Annotated in this window: 14 protein-coding genes; 6 read left to right on the top strand and 8 right to left on the bottom strand. The window is 41.4% G+C overall.

Annotated features, from left to right (window positions below; translation table 11 throughout):
• Window positions 1–88 precede the first annotated feature (88 nt).
• The 3 genes from CDC33_RS15255 to CDC33_RS15245 form a co-directional block, all read right to left on the bottom strand.
• Window positions 89–1,222, bottom strand: a complete 1,134-nt coding sequence (locus CDC33_RS15255; RefSeq protein WP_109012588.1) for an SAM-dependent methyltransferase — start codon at window positions 1,220–1,222, stop codon at window positions 89–91.
• A 320-nt stretch (window positions 1,223–1,542) separates the two neighbouring features.
• Window positions 1,543–2,409 (bottom strand): hypothetical protein, encoded by an 867-nt coding sequence (locus CDC33_RS15250; protein WP_109009166.1) that lies wholly within the window; start codon window positions 2,407–2,409, stop codon window positions 1,543–1,545.
• Between the two features lie 165 nt (window positions 2,410–2,574).
• Window positions 2,575–3,840: a glycosyltransferase family 4 protein gene (locus CDC33_RS15245; protein WP_109009165.1), complete on the bottom strand. Its 1,266-nt coding sequence runs from the start codon at window positions 3,838–3,840 to the stop codon at window positions 2,575–2,577.
• Window positions 3,841–3,991: 151 nt separating this feature from the next.
• Here CDC33_RS15245 and CDC33_RS15240 point away from each other — a divergent pair, with 151 nt between their 5' ends.
• Window positions 3,992–4,732: a DUF429 domain-containing protein gene (locus CDC33_RS15240; RefSeq protein WP_109009164.1), complete on the top strand. Its 741-nt coding sequence runs from the start codon at window positions 3,992–3,994 to the stop codon at window positions 4,730–4,732.
• 37 nt (window positions 4,733–4,769) lie between these two features.
• Window positions 4,770–5,237 carry a DUF29 domain-containing protein gene (locus tag CDC33_RS15235; protein WP_109009163.1) on the top strand — a complete coding sequence of 156 codons (468 nt, stop codon included), beginning with the start codon at window positions 4,770–4,772 and terminating at the stop codon, window positions 5,235–5,237.
• Window positions 5,238–5,303: 66 nt separating this feature from the next.
• On the opposite strand, the gene glgP is transcribed toward CDC33_RS15235, so the two are convergent.
• Both glgP and CDC33_RS15225 read right to left on the bottom strand, forming a co-directional pair.
• Window positions 5,304–7,868: an alpha-glucan family phosphorylase gene (gene glgP / locus CDC33_RS15230; protein WP_109009162.1), complete on the bottom strand. Its 2,565-nt coding sequence runs from the start codon at window positions 7,866–7,868 to the stop codon at window positions 5,304–5,306.
• 589 nt (window positions 7,869–8,457) lie between these two features.
• Window positions 8,458–8,781 carry a hypothetical protein gene (locus tag CDC33_RS15225; RefSeq protein WP_109009161.1) on the bottom strand — a complete coding sequence of 108 codons (324 nt, stop codon included), beginning with the start codon at window positions 8,779–8,781 and terminating at the stop codon, window positions 8,458–8,460.
• Window positions 8,782–9,333: 552 nt separating this feature from the next.
• Between CDC33_RS15225 and CDC33_RS38770 the strand changes: the two genes are divergently transcribed.
• The 4 genes from CDC33_RS38770 (at window position 9,334) to CDC33_RS15210 (ending at window position 12,213) form a co-directional block, all read left to right on the top strand.
• The gene (locus CDC33_RS38770; protein WP_181374260.1) at window positions 9,334–9,498 is read left to right on the top strand and encodes a hypothetical protein; all 165 of its coding nucleotides are present in this window, start codon (window positions 9,334–9,336) and stop codon (window positions 9,496–9,498) included.
• Between the two features lie 747 nt (window positions 9,499–10,245).
• Window positions 10,246–10,941 carry an acyltransferase gene (locus tag CDC33_RS15220; protein ID WP_109009160.1) on the top strand — a complete coding sequence of 232 codons (696 nt, stop codon included), beginning with the start codon at window positions 10,246–10,248 and terminating at the stop codon, window positions 10,939–10,941.
• A 192-nt stretch (window positions 10,942–11,133) separates the two neighbouring features.
• The gene (locus CDC33_RS15215; RefSeq protein ID WP_109009159.1) at window positions 11,134–11,646 is read left to right on the top strand and encodes an outer membrane beta-barrel protein; all 513 of its coding nucleotides are present in this window, start codon (window positions 11,134–11,136) and stop codon (window positions 11,644–11,646) included.
• 282 nt (window positions 11,647–11,928) lie between these two features.
• Window positions 11,929–12,213 carry a hypothetical protein gene (locus CDC33_RS15210; RefSeq protein WP_109009158.1) on the top strand — a complete coding sequence of 95 codons (285 nt, stop codon included), beginning with the start codon at window positions 11,929–11,931 and terminating at the stop codon, window positions 12,211–12,213.
• A gap of 65 nt (window positions 12,214–12,278) precedes the next feature.
• Here CDC33_RS15210 and CDC33_RS15205 read toward each other — a convergent pair whose 3' ends face one another.
• From CDC33_RS15205 to murJ, 3 genes are all read right to left on the bottom strand, one after another.
• Window positions 12,279–15,125, bottom strand: a complete 2,847-nt coding sequence (locus CDC33_RS15205; RefSeq protein ID WP_109009157.1) for a DUF3769 domain-containing protein — start codon at window positions 15,123–15,125, stop codon at window positions 12,279–12,281.
• A gap of 197 nt (window positions 15,126–15,322) precedes the next feature.
• On the bottom strand, window positions 15,323–15,439 hold the full coding sequence (locus tag CDC33_RS15200; RefSeq protein ID WP_015114068.1) for a photosystem II reaction center protein I: 117 nt from the start codon (window positions 15,437–15,439) through the stop codon (window positions 15,323–15,325).
• Between the two features lie 260 nt (window positions 15,440–15,699).
• On the bottom strand, window positions 15,700–17,304 hold the full coding sequence (gene murJ, locus CDC33_RS15195; RefSeq protein WP_109009156.1) for a murein biosynthesis integral membrane protein MurJ: 1,605 nt from the start codon (window positions 17,302–17,304) through the stop codon (window positions 15,700–15,702).
• Window positions 17,305–17,357 lie beyond the last annotated feature (53 nt).

The raw sequence follows: 17,357 nt of genomic DNA, 5'->3' as shown, positions 1-17,357 counted from the left end.
AGCTTTGGCGGAGTGCGGCTCTTCGGCTTTAAGTAAGTAATCAAGCAGACATTATATTACTAAGGAAAAAAGTCTGTTCTTTGTTCGGTTAAGCATGAACCATTAAAAATTGACCATTACCATTATATTCTCCATCGCAACTAGCAAAATTACGAATAAACCATATCAAATAAAATCTCCATATTCGGCGAAATTTGGCATAGTCCATGCCATAGTTTAATGTTTTTATTGTTGCCTGGTTGTCGTCAAAATTTTGTAACCAGTTAGTTATTGTTTTAGAGTAATTAGAGCCATTAAGATACCATTTTTTAATTGTTTTAAGGTCTTCTTGATGGCTAGGAACTGCATCGTAATTCCAGTACCGACCGTGTGGAAAAATATATTTGTGAGTGTAAACGCTAGACATATTGTTAGGGATGCGGACTGTGATGATGTGAATTAAAACTTTGCCATCATCCTTGAGAAACGAAGCTAATTTTTTAAAGGCTCTTGTTAAGTTACCAACATGCTCAAAAACACCAATTGAAAGGATTTTATGAAACTTGGTTTCAAAATTTGCATTGTTCAAATCACCTTCATATAGGGTAAACCGATGTGAACTGAGATAACTCTCAGGATCTTGCATTTTGTGGCGTATATATTCACATTGCGCGTGGCTCAAATTAAGACCTGTAAACTTGACATTGGGGAACTTAGAAAGAATGTAATTAGGAACACATGCCCACCCGCAGCCAAAGTCTAAGATATTGTCTCCATCCTTGATGTCTAGCTTTTCAATTACATCATCAATCATGTGCATCTGGGATTGCTCAAGGTTTAATGCTCCTTTTTCCCACAGTCCCATGCTGTACTTAGGATAAATGAGTTTCCCGTCCCCCAACATAGTATTCAGCATGGCTTGAGGCAAGTCGTACTGAATTTTCATTAGTTGCTGTGAACCTTCGGCGAGATGATCAGTTTCTTTTAATACCCATTCATAAGGTGCTAGTAGGGATGGGAAATACTGAAAGAAAATTGGCATACATGTATCGAAAAACGATTCTAGAACGGAATCAGGAACTTCTAGTCCGTTGATATAAGCTTCCGCCACTGCCATCTGGACTGTGTTAACTACCTCAACCGCCCCACGAGTTGCTTGGTATGCTAATGGACTTTTAATATTTATATCTCCCACAATAGGGATATACTTTTCTATTTCTTGCAGAAGGGTACTAGCAGTCATAGCCATACTCCTAACAAGTATTAACAATAATGCTACATAAATATAATGATTAGATTTTTTTAGTTTTTTAACACCAAAACGTAAAAAGTTGTAATATACATTTAGAAATATTTATCTTTAACACGTCTGACGCTACTTTAACTTGATAAAAGGTAAGCGTACCAAGGGAAAACGTCTTATAACTTGGCATTAACTCCGCTTATTTACGATAATTGTTTGGCGTCAGGGTGTTATTAGCTCAACTCGTTTCCGTTTCTAGTGGTTGGTAGTTGCGATCGCCCTTCCAAAACCGTATTTATTGTATGATTACCTTGTAATATTCACCTTTCTGCTAAACCCACCTGTCCTCCAATTAACCCCAAAAACCCTGTTCCAAAGTGCTGAATTTCCAAAAAACTTGCTTGCTCCGGTGAGGTTTTGTAAATCCGAAATGTCTTCATAATTCCCAAGGTGGCAGCACTTTCTAGAGGCCCAACAAAGCTAATATCTCGGTCAAGAAAATAAGGTTGATTAGCCCAATAAGCCATCTGATTTGCATTCAAAAAATAGCAGCCTGCATGAGGATTGAGGGCACGACAAAAGATAATTGGTGCATTCATAATTGTACCTTTGAGTTCCTGTTGCTCCTGCACATTTTGAAAGGGAGCAGTTACTCGTAAAGCTAAATCCCCATCAATGTAAGCTTTGTGAACCAAACCGTAAGGGGAAACTTCATAACGATTTGGCTGGAGCAAATTTAAATCACCTGCTTGTTGGGTAAACCAGTTTAATTTTATAAAAAACCAAGGATCATAGATAATTAGGTCATCTTCAAGGAAGCAGTAATAATCATACTGACCGAGACAACTTTGCAGAATAGCTTGGCACTCAAATCCCAAAAGTAGAGGTTCTGCATTGCTAGAATGATGCCTATATAAATGGGATGGTAGGGGAAGCTGATTCAGAAGATGATTATCTTTAGTTGTACAAATAACAATATCTAGTTCGTGAGATTGTGGCTGGTTAGCAGGAAAAGCTATTCGTTGAGCAATATTAATGATACTTTGAGATTTACCAAATAATTGGTGTAAGGCGGTAAGGCTATTAGTTAACGCCTGTAAGCGTGGTTGTGGGTCTTTGCGTTGGGAAGCATGACGACCCTCACTGCTAGGTTTGAAATAATGAACAATGGTAAAAATAATTCGCATTTTAAATATTGCTCTCTGTCATTTGTCATTTGTCATTAGTTATTGACAATAACTAATAATTAATATACTTATTACAAAAGTCATTCTTTTCAGGCTTTTATTGACACCTTTGCTTGAGGCAAAAAATATTTATGCAAAAGGTTAATGACTAATAACGAATATGATCTAATTTCTGCCAAATCCTTTAGAATTTGGACGCTTTTTCAAACTATTAGAATTTTTGCCAGCAAACATCCATTGCAAATGCTGTGGTAACAGTTTTGCCAAATCATAACGCTTCAGAATTGTCTCTCGCGCATTCGCACGAATTGCTTGCATCTCCTGAGGATTATTTAGCGCCTCTTCAACCCTATTAGCAATATTACGGGGAGAAAAGAAATCTACTAGCAGTCCATTCACCCCATCCTGTACGACTTCCAAAACTGGCGGAGTCTTAGAGGCTATTAGTAAGCATCCTGCTGCCATTACTTCTAACATTGACCAGGATAAAACAAAAGGACGAGTTAAATAAACATGAGCAGAAGAAGCTTGCAAAACCTGAAGGTACTCATTGTAAGGAAGCCTATCTGTAAAGTGCAGCCTCGATAAATCCAAAGATGATTTTAATTTTTCTAGCATTAATTGTTTATAAGTCTGACCATCGGGGAGATTTTTACCATAAGCCACCCTATCTTCTCCCACAACTACTACATGGCACTTAGGTCTTCGCTGCTGAATTAGCGCCACCGTTTCCATAAACTGCGGAAATCCTCTATAAGGTTCCATCCCCCGTCCCACATAAGTTACCAACTCTTCCACATGGGAAAGATCCAGATTTATTCTTGGTAAAACTAACTTTGCGCCTGGTTTAGGAGCAAAATATTTGGTATCAACACCATCATGAATTACAGTGAGTTTGCTATGATATTCTTTGGGAAATTGCTGACGCTGCCAATTCGTTGGAGAAAGACCGCGATCGCAGCTATATAAATCAGTCAAAATCGGCGCATTTTTGACGCGGATGCGGCATTCATCATCAGCATTCAGTGGTTCATTGGGATCAAAATCTGCATCGGAACCGTGAGCATGGTAAAACCACTCGAAATAACACAATAATTCTGCTTTCGGGAAAATATCTTTCATAAATAAAGTCGGGCCCCAACCAGAATGTCCATAGATTATATCTGGTACGAAACCTTCAGCCTTTAATTTTTCTGACACGCGATAGACAGCCTGCGCGGTGAGAACAGCATTTTCCAGGTTGCGAACGTAATGGTGGGTTTGGGGAGCAGCTTCACGAGAAGGAGTGTAAATAGCTTTAAAAACGCCAGGTATTTCGCCTTCACGACGATTTGTCCCAAAGACGACTTGACAATTAGGATCTTTACCTAAAACTGTCGCTAGATTGCGAAATTGCGAGGGAAAATTGGGATGTAAAAATAAAACTTTCATTGGAATAATCTTGATTAATTTATTGCCAGATAAAATAAATTAAGACAAGCTATTTAAGATTATAAGATGATTTATCGCAATTTTTAGCAAGTAAATTTAGGTGAATCGTTGCCGCGAAATGCGAAAATAATCGCAAATTCGTGTTATGACCATGAAATTTATTGGCATTGATTTAGGCTGGAAATCGCAACCAAGCGGATTATGCTGTTTAGAATGGATAGATGGACAACTGCAACTACTCGATCTAGACCGCAAAGAAGCCATTGCAGACATCCTTACCTGGATCGATCAAAGCGTACAACCAGACGAACCAGCCATCATCGCCGTAGATGCACCTACCCTCATACCCAACGCCACAGGAAGCCGCCTCCCCGATAAACTCAGCCACAAATACTTCGGTAAATATCATGCGGGATGTTACCCAGCTAATCAAAACTTACCCTTCGCCGATCGCACCATCAACTTTGGCTTAGAATTAGAATCACGCGGTTTTGCCCACGCCCCCACCATAGAACCGCAAAAACTCAGCAGATATCAAATAGAAGTCTTTCCCCACCCAGCGATCGTTAACCTATTTAACTTAGAACGCATCCTCAAATACAAAAAAGGAACACTCAGTCAGCGCCGCCTAGAACTAATCAAACTCCAAAATTATCTTCTCAATATCCTCCCCTCTCTTTCTCCTCCTCTGCGTTCTCTGCGCCTCTGCGGTTCGTTTCCTTCTGAAATTCCCACCACAGGCGCAACCCTCAAAGCAACCGAAGATAAACTAGATAGCCTAATTTGCGCTTACGTTGCCGCTTATTGGTGGTATTGGGGAGAACAACGTAATTTGGTATTAGGCGATCGCACCACAGGCTACATTGTCATCCCTCAAAGAATGTTACCCTAAAATTGTAATTTCGTAAGATTTAACTCAAAGAGGTTTTATGCAAGGAGTTAGTTCTAATTTGAGTTTAAAAGAGCTTTATGAAATTGATGATCATCTTTGGTTAGAGGAAACAATCAAGCTATTGAAAGCTAACCATTTAGAAAAATTAGATTTAGAAAACTTAATTGAGGAGCTAGAAAATTTGGGTCGTAGAGACAAAGCTAAGGTTGCTAGTTTCTTAGAACAAATTATTAGACATCTTTTATTACTGCAATATTGGACGGAAGAATCTCAATATAATTCTGGACATTGGAAAGCAGAAATTAGGAGTTTTAGGAATCAATTAAAACGTAACTTGACAACGAATTTATCTCAATACTTAGAAAAAGAATTAGCATCAATTTATGATGATGCATTAGGATATGTAATTGATAAAACTGAAGGCAAGCTAGATAACTTACCTCAATCTTGTACTTACACTTTAGATCAGCTACTAGATATTAATTATCTACCTGAAAATGTTTGATATAAAAGGCGTTGCTAAAAAATCAGCAACGCCTAATCTTGAGTATTCAATAACTACTCATTACTCTTATTCTGCCCAAGCAATCAACCTTGGTTCATAAGGATTAGCTAAGTATTGATTCTTCGGCAATACACGCAAAGACAAGCCTTGTAAACCAGAAGCAGTGTAAGTGATATTACCCGTGTAAATACTCAATTGCTGTCCATCTTCACCTTGATAATCCATCACCACTGGCACAGCGTTGACAATATCACCATTGGCATCGATCGCACCTTGATATAACTCCACCTGCACATCATCATTCGTCAAGGTTGCTAAGTCAACCTTGGCTTTGACAGCAACGGTTTGGTTAACCTCAATATCTGAAGCTGCCGATACATCAACATCTTTGATTCTGATGTTAAACCAGTGTTCGCTTAGTTTTTCTTTCCAAGCGGCTAGTTCTTTGGCTGGAGCATAGTTATCAACAGTCAGGGTATGATAGCGATCGCTAGCCGGGAAATAAGCTCTTTGTGCATATTCTCCTACCATCCGCGCTGTATTAAAGAACGGACAATTCAACCGAATTGCATCCTTCATTTTGGCAACCCACGGACGGGGCAAACCATCAGTATCCCGATGTTCATAAAATAGCGGTACAACTTCCTTCTCTAACAATTCGTAGAGAGCATTTGCTTCTACTTCATCTTGATAGTTAGGATCGTCGTAATTCTCTCCATGTCCGATTGCCCAGCCTGTGCGGACGTAATCAGCTTCATCCCACCAGCCATCTAGTACACTTAAATTCGGCAATCCATTCATTGCTGCTTTCATGCCACTAGTACCAGAGGCTTCCCGTGGACGACGCGGTGTGTTTAACCAGATATCGCAACCCGCAACCATCAACCGGGAGATGTGAATATCGTAATTGGGAACAAACACTACCTGTTTTTCTAAATGTTGTTCGCGGATAAAGTGATTGATCTCCCGGATCAGTTCTTTACCGGGAATATCCTTAGGATGTGCCTTACCAGCAATTACGAATTGCACTTTCCGGTCTTTGTTGCCTAGTAAAAGCCGCTTAATCCGATCCAAATCACGCATCCAGAGGGTGGCGCGTTTGTAGGTGGCAAACCGACGGGCAAAGCCAATGGTGAAAGCGTAAGGATCTAAAACTTCTTGTGCCTGACTAATTTCGGAGGCGGAAGCGCCGCGATCGCTCAAATGCTTGACCAAATGCTCCCGCACATACAAAATCATATCCAAGCGGCAGCGTTCGTGATTGCGCCACAATTCTTCATCGGGTATGGCATCCATCCGATCCCACAATGGGCTATCTGGTGGTGCTGATGACCAGTTTGGCCCCAGGTAGCGATCGTACAACTCTTGAGTAGATTTCGCAACACAACTCCGAGCATGGACACCATTGGTAATTGCTGCGATCGGCACTTCTTCCACTGGCACACTCTTCCACAAGCCCTGGAACATTTGCCGCGATACCACACCATGCAGTTGGGCGACACCGTTAGAAAATGTTGCCATCTTCAGCGCCAGCACCGCCATACTGAAAGGCCCAGACAAATCGCCTGTATTCTCGCGCCCCAATCCTAAAAATTGCTCTTTGGGCAACCCAAATATCTCTGCATAGTACCCCAAGTAGTACAGCATTTTGTCAGGAGCGAACAAGTCAATCCCTGCTGGTACTGGCGTGTGGGTAGTAAAGATATTACTAGAAGCCACCACCTGTTTAGCTTGGGCATAATTCAGTCCTTCTTCCTGAATCAGCAAGCGGATGCGTTCTAGGGCAGAGAAGGCGGCGTGGCCTTCATTCATGTGGTAGGCGGTGACTTTCAGCCCCAAAGCTTTGAGCATTTGCACACCACCGATCCCCAGCATGATTTCCTGGTGGATACGCATATCGATGTCGCCACCATACAGCTGGTCTGTAATGTCGTGGTCGTAAACATTGTTGGGTTCAATGTTGGTGTCCATCAGATACAGGGGAACCGTTCCTACCTGTACGCGCCAAATTCTGGCATACACCTTGCGTCCTGGATAATCCACTGCAATCCGCAGTTCTGAACCATCGGCATTACGTTCTAGATGCAAGGGCATATTGTAGAAATCATTGCTCAGGTAGCGTTCTTGCTGCCAGCCATCGGCATTCAGATACTGGGCAAAATAGCCTTGCTGATACAGTAAACCTACGCCCACAAGCGGTAGCCCCAAGTCACTGGCAGATTTGAGGTGATCCCCCGCCAGAACGCCCAAGCCCCCAGAATAGACGGGCAAACAATCTACAAGTCCAAATTCCGCCGAAAAATAGGCGTAGCATTCTTTTGGTTTATGCTCCCGTTGTTTCTGATACCAGGTACGCTCTTGCAAATAATCGTCTAACTGACGGTCAGCTCGATCCATTTGCGCTAAAAAGCCCTCATCTTCGACAACTTCCAAAAGCCGCGATTGAGAGATAGTACCTAACATTAACACCGGGTTATGATGGCTAGACTCCCACAGGTCAGAGTCTAAGCGACGGAATAAATCTTTAGTGTCAACGTTCCAATCCCAGTGCAAGTTATATGCTAGCCGCCGTAGTGGTTCGAGTCGCGGCGGTAGTGAAGGGGATACGTTAAATGTGCGAATTGGCTGCATAGGTTGGCAAAACTCCAAGTTTAGCTATGGTTATTGTTTACTCTCTTTACCAATGTTGCCAATTCTTTATACAGTAGTTTGTGAAAAAGCGATGACTTTGTTAAGCATTGAGAATTTTTTTAACCTCGTTGCTAAAGTTTACACCAAGGTGTTTCTAATTCTATGCCTTACCCTCAGCCATGTACTTGGTATATTAAAATTTAATCATTTAGTGCCATGTCTCACTTAAAAAAAATTTAGTTTTGAATAAATAATTTATATTTATTTTATAATTTCTTCTGGGGATCAATCTAAGGTCTTGGCTGAGGGTGAAAATTCCTCATAGCTCAATCAAGGAGCAGTTAAAATTTTAATTATTTTTTAATAAAACTACCTTAATCTAGAGGCTCTGTGAGAGAAAAGACTTAACTCTATATATTTGATTAAGGTTAGTTTAAGGTGATGTGACGCTCAATAGCCCATCTAGACATAGTTTAAAATGAAATCGTGTAAAAATAATACCAAGCAGTTAACTAGGAAAAGCGAGCGCTAACTACTTGGTATAAATTTTTAATACTAAATCAGGTAAATAACGTAGAAATGTGTTATTTTATGCGCCTAGTGAAGGCTGATCTTTGGTGCTTTTTGTCATTGACAAAGCCACAGCTGCTGCATAAGCAATCTCGGCTGCCATTTGATAAGCAAGTTTGATACTAGATGAAGCGTCCTTGGCTTTAGGAGAGAGAGAAGCTTTTTTTCGGCGCGACTCTTGTTTGACATCACCCGCCGCAATAGCTCGCTGTAAAATGATCCAGGCATCTAGGTCTTCTGAGTCATAATTACTTTGAAGTTGCGATCGCAGTTGATCTTCGGCTACAACACTCAGATAGCCGATAGTTAGAGCTTCTTGGGCAATTTCTTTAATTAAAGCCATAATTTGAACCAAGTGTGTGAGTTAAAACCGATACCTCAATCTGGGCGTTTGATGTTTTTTCTGGACTTCTCCTAGAAACTAAGCTACGTTTTAGCTTTCTTTCAATAAAATTTATAATAAATAGTGCCAAGCACGCATCACCCGCTTGGCTCACCCGAATGGGTGATTTACAAATTTTTAGATACAAGCAATAGGGAAGAGGAAAACTTTTAGCTTTTTAACTAAGAGGGTGTCATAAGTATAGTAGATATCATTCTGAGTTAACACAAAAGTATAAAATTATTTGGACAAACAATAGTAGAAATATAAACATAAATGGTAACTAATCGCTTAAAGCCTTTTTAAGGTTACCATTTTCAATTAATTTTCTCTAATTGGATAAAATTATTTTAGAGTAGCGTAGGCATTAGTTTAGTAAAAAAAATAACTAATCTCACCATTAGAATTAACAAGCAACCTGAAAATCAAATTTCATAAGAGTGTTCCACTAAAAATAAAATGTGTTATCTTTAAAAACAATTGTTATTAAAAACCATTTATGTAATTAAAAACATGAATTGGTTAGTCTGTAAATCATCTGTGTGCAACATGATTGGAGCAGCATACTCTAGAAATTCGTTGCAAGAAAGCCGTCATAGCAGTCGGGGAAGCGCTTACTTGTTTGCACCGATGGTTAACTTCAATGTGATGGCTGATGTGGGAGATAGTCCACCTTAGTTGGATTTTAGTTGGGCATAAATACCCATAAAAATCTAACAATAATTACATTGTCATGCTAGGCAGAAATTTTATCTAATTTTTGAATATAGTCTAGTTAAATGTATTTTTTGTTGCAATATAGCTTGTGGAACTAAGTTGTTTTAAAAGACTAAAACCGCTTGAGAAAAAGTATCCTCAAGGTAAACAACTTTATCCCTATCTGCGTAACAAGCTTTGCAAATTTGCCTGATAACCGAAACAGTAGCCTATCTAAACCAACAAATTTTCCCATCAGACAATTTAATCGTCTGGGTTTTGACCGTGCAATTCACTGAGATTGTTTTGTTAATTGATTTGGTGAAAAAGAAGCGAAATTTTTACGTACTGTGACTGGTACAAGAGCTTCTAGCAATCCAAGGCAATTGTGCATAAGCTCAAAAACATCTTATTTGCATAATCGAATTAAATATAATTCGTGTGGAGTGGACATATTACCCGTCCAGCTTATGCAATTTAAATGTGGAACAGCTTATCAATTGAGTAATTCTCTCCCACCTAAGTTAAAGAATTGCTCACATAGTCAAAACCAGGCTCTGGTTTTTCAATATTTGGAAAACCATTTAAAAACATGGGTAAATTTTGGTAATACTGCCAAAAAAATCATGTATCAATAAGTACAAAAATTTTTGGTATTGGCAGAAGATTAGGATACAAACACAACAAATCAATCCTGTCAACAACAATTAATTGAAGAGATATTTAGCCATGCATAACGAGCAATATTTTTCCAAATTGCAGCGCGTGCAAGAACTTTTAGTAACTACTGTGTTAGGGGATATTCCTACACTTATTTTGGGGCCAAAGTTACGTAATTTGGGATATCGTAGTATTTTTGCCCAGATATGCAGCCCAGTTTATATTCAAAATGGTGTTGAATTTAACGGTACTTGCTGTATTGAGATAGGCAGTGGAGTATATATTTTCAAGGGTGTAAGGATGGATGCTAGAGGACATAAAAATAATAGAATTCATCTAGCAAATAGAGTCGCTATTGAGCGTAACGTTGATATAGGGTCTTTGGAAAATACATATATACATATTGATGAAGACACCTTTATTGGCCCCAACGTGGCTATTGAGGGGCCAGGAGACATCAAAATTGGTAAACACTGCTTAATAGCTGCTTACTCAGGGATATATGCCAATAATCATAATTTTGCCGATCCGATAGAGCCGATTAAATACCAAGGTGTTACTCGCAAGGGAATTGTAATTGAGGATGACTGTTGGTTAGGGCATGGAGTAACAGTATTAGATGGGGTTACTATCGGTAAAGGCAGTGTTATTGGTGCGGGAGCAGTTGTTAATAGAGATATTCCTCCTTTCTCCGTTGCTGTAGGCATACCTGCACGAGTAATCAAAAACCGAATTGGCAAAGACTTAAGCATTAGTTCAAATTGAGAAATAGGGCATGGAGCATTGGGCGTAAGTCCTAGTAACTATTTCCTGTAACAATTAACTTGTTACATCCAAGTGGGTGAGAAAGAATTCAACCATTTGGGTGAACCAGATGTGCGAGGTTACATTTTGTAAAAAAAGAGATTCTAGTACTAGAGAATATTGATTTTACTTAACTCTAGTGAGAAGAATTCTATGAAACTTACAAAATTAGCTGCCTCTTTCGTTGCTGTTGCTTCCATTGTTCTCTCGGCGGGAATTGCTTCTGCTCAAACAGCTGGCACAAATGGCAATTACATCGGTGCTGGTATTGCGGTTGGTGCAACCAGTGGCGGACAAGGAAATGATGAATCACAAATTGGTGGCAATATTCAAGGACGTTACGCCGTTCCTAATGCGCCTGTTTCAGTGCGAGGTTCTGTGCTGTATGGTGGTGATGCTGCGGCAATTATGCCCATAGTGACTTACGATGCGCCGATCGCTAGAAACACTAACCTTTACTTCGGTGGTGGTTATTCTTTTGTAACTGACGAAGGTCAAAAAACCCCGTTGGGTAATCAGAATGCACCTGTAATCACCCTTGGTATTGAATCAGAAGTTAGCAACAATGTCATTGCTTATGGCGATACTAAATGGGGCATTGATGCCTACAGAAATAGTGATGCTGATGCTGTCAGCTTCCAAGCTGGATTAGGCTATCGCTTCTAGTGATTCCAAGCTAGAAAATAGCTTATTCACAACCTAAAGCAATGATATTTGCTAGCCGTAATATAACGGTTTTCGATCACATAAATTACAGAGCATTCGTAGGGGTACAGCATTGCTGTGCCCCTACCGTGTTTTTATCTAAATCAGAGCCGTAATAATAATTTGTTCTCTTATTTTAATCATTTTTATTGATGATTCTGATAAATAATTATATTGGCTATTATCAATAGTTTTTCTTAAAGTAAAATTACCAATTTTAAATACGTGTAAAAGATATTACTCATGGAAAAGATTAATGCCATACCAGAAATGCTGGGTGAAACAACTGATGTAGAAACTTGGCTAATTCGAGCGGGGCTAAAATTTTCAGATTTAGGTAACGATGCTGCAAGTATTGCAATCCGTAAGCAATGGCGAGAGTACCAAGCCGCAGTGCAAAGATGCTGTGCAACCCTACACCAACCACCGTCAGGTATTCAACTAAGCGGCGACTATGCCAAGCTGAGAATACCTGGTGCGGCATCAACCAATTGTGCGATAAGCTGTCGAGTCGTGCCAAATCCTTAGACTGGGCGAAAGATAGAAAACCTTAAAAAATCAAGTGTCGAGTAGGGCAACTGCTAACTATTTGACTAATAATCCTGTTGCACGCCGCCTACCACTGGTTTAACTTCAGAAAATGGATCAGTGCCGCCACCCCAGTTAAAATCACTAATTCGGATGCTGATACCACCTAACTCCAACACCGGATTGTAACGCAAGGTGATGCCATAGGTGCGACGGCTATATTCCACAATATAGTCGGTGCTGCTTTCTTTACCAGTATCCAAGTTAACAGATGTTTGAAAGCCTAAGCGAAAAGGGCCGTAGATTTGCTGTGATATCCCAGCGCTCAACACTTGGTTATCAACGGAGCGATCAAACAAAAAGGGTGATAATCCGTTGTTTAAGCCTTGAGAATAAGTAATATTAAAGGCTGTGTAGTCTAAGAAAGGTCGAGAAAAATGACCAATTTGCCCTAGTAAGCCAATTGTACCAGTTAGGGTACTTTGGTTATCACCATTGGTGTAATAACTGCTAGTGCCTGTAAGTTCAGCGATCGCTCGCAAATAAGGAACTACAGGGTTAGCCGTGTATCGTAATCCCGCAGTGGCAGTGGGTGGTAATGGTTTTCCCTGCCACAGCAACAGCCCAGTACTGAGGGAAGCGCTGGCTTGGAAACGACCTAGTGAGATGCGATCATTTTCCCGCACTGGTTCTAGTAAGTCTTGGCGATCGGTGTTGGCATTGATATATCGAGCGCTTCCCTGATATCTGAGGTTGATGCCACTTTTACCTAAAGGAATCACCGGAGAGAGAATAATACCACCAAGACTACTCTGGACGGTTTGAAAACCGAGGGTACCGTTGTAAAAGCGATCGCGGTAGCTATACTCCAGATTCAAAAGATGGGGAAGGGAAGTCCCTAATGTTTGGCGCAATCCTAACCTCGCCCGCAAATTATCTTCTAGTTTGTTCAAGTCAAAACTAGTTAATTCCCCAGTCCCGTTAATGACTGCTCGTGGACTCAAAACAGAATTTATCTTTGTCTTCACACCAAACAGTGCGCCTAAATCACCCGTGCCTTCTTGCACAGCCCTTTGTATTAATAACTGGGGCGTGATCGTCCAGCGTGTATTCTCTGTATCGATCACTGGAAAGCCACGCTCAATATACAAGCCACCCCGATCTTCTCCATCATAACCAGGGGAAACTATTGCAGGTGTAACGTCGCGCTCCCGGCGGTCAATAGTCCGCTCATTCACAGGAATTGGTAAGGAGACGCCTCGATCGAATACCAAACGCTGATTCTGTGTCCTAATGCGGTCTACCAAGGGTGATTCTCGCGTCAGAGTTACTGTATTTGCCCGCAACTCTAGTTCTGGGGGCGAAAAAGGATCGTTGGTGAGGCGGACATCCCTTGCTTGCCAGCCTTGGGGATAAAAGTCAATGTGTTCAGCTTCAAACCTAAGCCGATTCACTACACCTCCTGCTTTCGATGGCGGGAGGTTGCTAGCATCTGCTTGACCACCAAATACCACATCAATTCCTCCAGGGCTGCTCACACCGGAAAGGGGCTGATTGGCTCTAATGCGATCGCTCGGCGGACGTTTTGGAACTCCACCAGCACTTATACCCGTGGATGAAAAAGCAAAATCTGTTTGTGCTGAGGGTACATAAATTTCTCCTCTACCATTTAGCAGTTCCCCACTATCTTGAACAAAGTTATAAGTAAAACGTTGTCCACGCAGTACCTGATCGCCCCGTGTTAAAGTTACGTTGCCCTCCCCCGCAGCAATCAAGTTGTCTAAATTGACTTGCAAGCGATCGGCATCCACCACCGCTCCATCAAATCGCACAAGTACATTACCAACAGCTGTAATAATTCGCCGTTGCTCGTCATACTCTTGCCGATCTGAAGTGACTTCTACAATTCTCGGTTTGGCTGGCGCAGTTGTACCAGATGGTTGACTTTGTAGCTGATTAATCGTATTGCTATCTCGTGTAGGCGTTGGTGCTTGAGCTTGTTGTTGGACTTGGGATTTGAATCCTACAGTGATGGGCTTTGAAAGTTGATTTGTCGGGTTACGAGACGTGAATTTTATAAAATTTTGTACTGATTGAGAACTCGGTGCAAGATCAGCAGCAGATTCAGAGATATTGTCTCTTCCTAAAGACTGTGGTGCAGTAATATCACTTTGCTGTTTTTGCGGGGTTAACTTCTGTGCGAAAATTCCCGCTTTGGATTCGACTTTGTTGCTGTTTGTAGGACTTGGGACAGTTTGAAGAGGACGCAAAGACTGAACAAGTTGGGGATTTGGGGAAGCTCTATAGCTAAAGCTACCATCCAAAAAGGTTTGTTTTTCTCTACTAAAATTGAGAGTTGGCGCTTGCTCACCGAGTTTTTGAAAAGGTTCACTTTTTAAGTTTATAGAGGAAGTCTCCGCTCCAACTTTCTTTGGCAACGTAGTGACTTTTGTTTGCGTCTCCTGCTTGCGTAACGCCGCTCTTAGCAGAAGTTCTGAACGCTCAACGCCGACACTGGGACTTGTCTTTGTGTCTTCTTTATCTTGGTAATTAGAGGTTTTAACCTGCTGCGTGGGATAACCACCGATTAGCGATCGCCCCAAAAGTGCAGCAGTTCCAGAACCCTTGATAGGCGAAATTTCTAGTGAATGAGGTACAGAGGGAGTTTCGGCAATTACCAAGCCATCCTGAGTTGAGTTAATCGGAGTTGGCAATGGCGGATCACTCTTGGTTTTACCCGCAATTGGCAACTGAGCCAAATCCTTGGGCTGCTTGGATTTGTCTGTTTTTTCGTGTATTCCAGTATCTACACCTGAAAGAAAGTTTGTATGACTAGCAGATGAGGCGGGATTTACAGCTTGTAAAGATTCAAGGATAAAAGGCGGATCAGGCGGCAGAACTGGATGAAGCATATTTGAGCATAATCGGGCTAACAAACAGCCAAATGACGGAGGGAAGGATTAAATATACATTTTGCCTTCCAACTGTCGCCTTCTGCTACCGGTAGCAAGCCACTTTGAGGAGGAAACTTACTAGGCGAAAGTTTAGTAAGTTTCCGTGGGGTTTAATATCTTCCGCCTTCTAAAGTCGCGGATGATTTATCGCCCTTTTACTCTAAGTCCCGACGGCCGGGGTTACGAGCTGGATCGTTTGACAAAAATCCGAAGACGAAGATAGTGACGAAGAAGGCAACAACAATATAAACAGCGATTTTTAAAGTCAGCATAGAAATATCTCCAAGGGGTAAGACAAAGAAAGCTTTTCTTTCAGGATCTGCCATGCAGAAAAGATAGCTACTTTATATTACCCAAATCTCGTCCCTTTTGAGAGGACTCTGGGGACTTGGGGCTGGCGACTTGGAGATTAGGGACTAGCAGTGCCTACCCTAAGTTTATTTTTCTAACTTTGAGATGCCCTTAATAAATAGCTCAGAGACTGGTTACTCTTGTGACGTTAACTGAGGGCAAAAGTTTCTTCAAATAACAATTATTTTTTCAAAAAGCGCTGACGTAGACGAGATATAAAACTATTCACCTCTGGTATTTTCAGCCAGGAAGCGATCGCAGCAAACACTGCAATCCCCACGAAGCCTGATATGCATAATTGCAACACCAGAATCAGTAAACCCGTTTTACCTAGCAATTGTTGAGAAGCAACTAATGTCCCATAGCTTGCTACCCCAGCTACCAAGCTACCCGCAGTCAAACCCAAAATCGGCAAACTCCATTCACGCCAAGGTAAACCATTGAGCTTGCGATCAAGCAACCATAACAGCATCAACATTGAACTGCAATTTACACCCACTGTTGCTAACACCAAACCGGGAGCGCCAAAAGGTTTAACGAAAAACCAATCTAATATGATGTTGAGCAAGATGTTAAAAATACTGATGCGAAAAGGTGTCTGTCCATCGCCTAAAGCGTAGAATACCCGTACCAAAACATCACGTCCCAAATAGACAAACATCCCAATTCCATAAGCGACTAGCAAGGATGAAACTAGCTGTGTAGCTTCTGGCTTGAAAGCACCGCGCTCATATACCACTTGCACAATAGGCACTGATAACGACACCATCAACGCCCCTAGCGGTAGCATGGTGAAGGCAGTAAGTAGCAGTCCTTGACGAATGCGTAATTTTAAATCTGGCCAATTTTCGGGGCCGGCAAGTTTGGCAAATATCGGTAACAAGGGCAGTAAAATGATATTAGAAATAATCCCTAACGGAGTCTGTACTAATAGATTTGCATAGTTAAATCCTGCTGCCGCACCAGGAATAGGACTGGCAAAATAAAGGTCAGTGGCAACATTAATTGGCATCATTCCAGAAGAAATCGTTGCCGGAGTCATGATTCTGATGACTTCTTGAACGCCTGGAGATTTAAAATCAAACCGCAAGCGTAATGTGCCGAGTCCTAACCGCCACTGCACGATTAGCTGCACTAACCACTGGAGAACTGCTCCTGCCAAGGTTCCCCAAGCTAAAACCATTCCACCGATTAAAGCGTACTCTGGCTTAATAATATCTTTGCCTAGTTGCATAGCCAAGATACCAAGACCGGCAACAACGGTAATACTGGATAATAAAGGACTAATGGAAAGTAACCAATATTGATTGGCTGTATTGAGAGTACCAAAGCCAATGCCAATTAATCCGGCAAATAAAGCCATTGGTGCCATGATGCGGAGTTGTTGAATGGCGATCGCTCTGGTTGTCGCTTCCAAACCATGACCAACTAAATCAACGATCGCATCCGCAAATAAAACTTGAGCCACTGTCACCAGCAACAGCAATCCAGCTACCAGCGTTGTCACGGTTTCCACTAGGGGAGCCGCTTCTTCTCGCCGTCGCTTGGCTAAAACGCTGACAACTGCACTGTGTAATGGCCCATTGACACCACCGAGTAATATCAATAGAAAGCCTGGGATAATATAGGCATAACTATAGGCAGTGGCAGCAGCACCAACACCAAAAGCGGCAGCGATCGCTTGCTGCCGCACTAAACCGAAGACTTTACTAATTAATGTGGCTGCGGCAACAATGCCAGCAATTCCAGCGAAAGAACGAGAGGGTTTTTGGTCTTGTTGTGTCACGAATATTACCCGACAACTCTTGCAGAGTGCATACTTTAAAACATTTAACCTGA

Source organism: Nostoc commune NIES-4072, assembly GCF_003113895.1.
In the GTDB taxonomy this organism is placed as follows: domain Bacteria; phylum Cyanobacteriota; class Cyanobacteriia; order Cyanobacteriales; family Nostocaceae; genus Nostoc; species Nostoc commune.
Note: the sequence above shows the minus strand (reverse complement) of the source record. Positions and strands in the feature narration are given on the sequence as shown.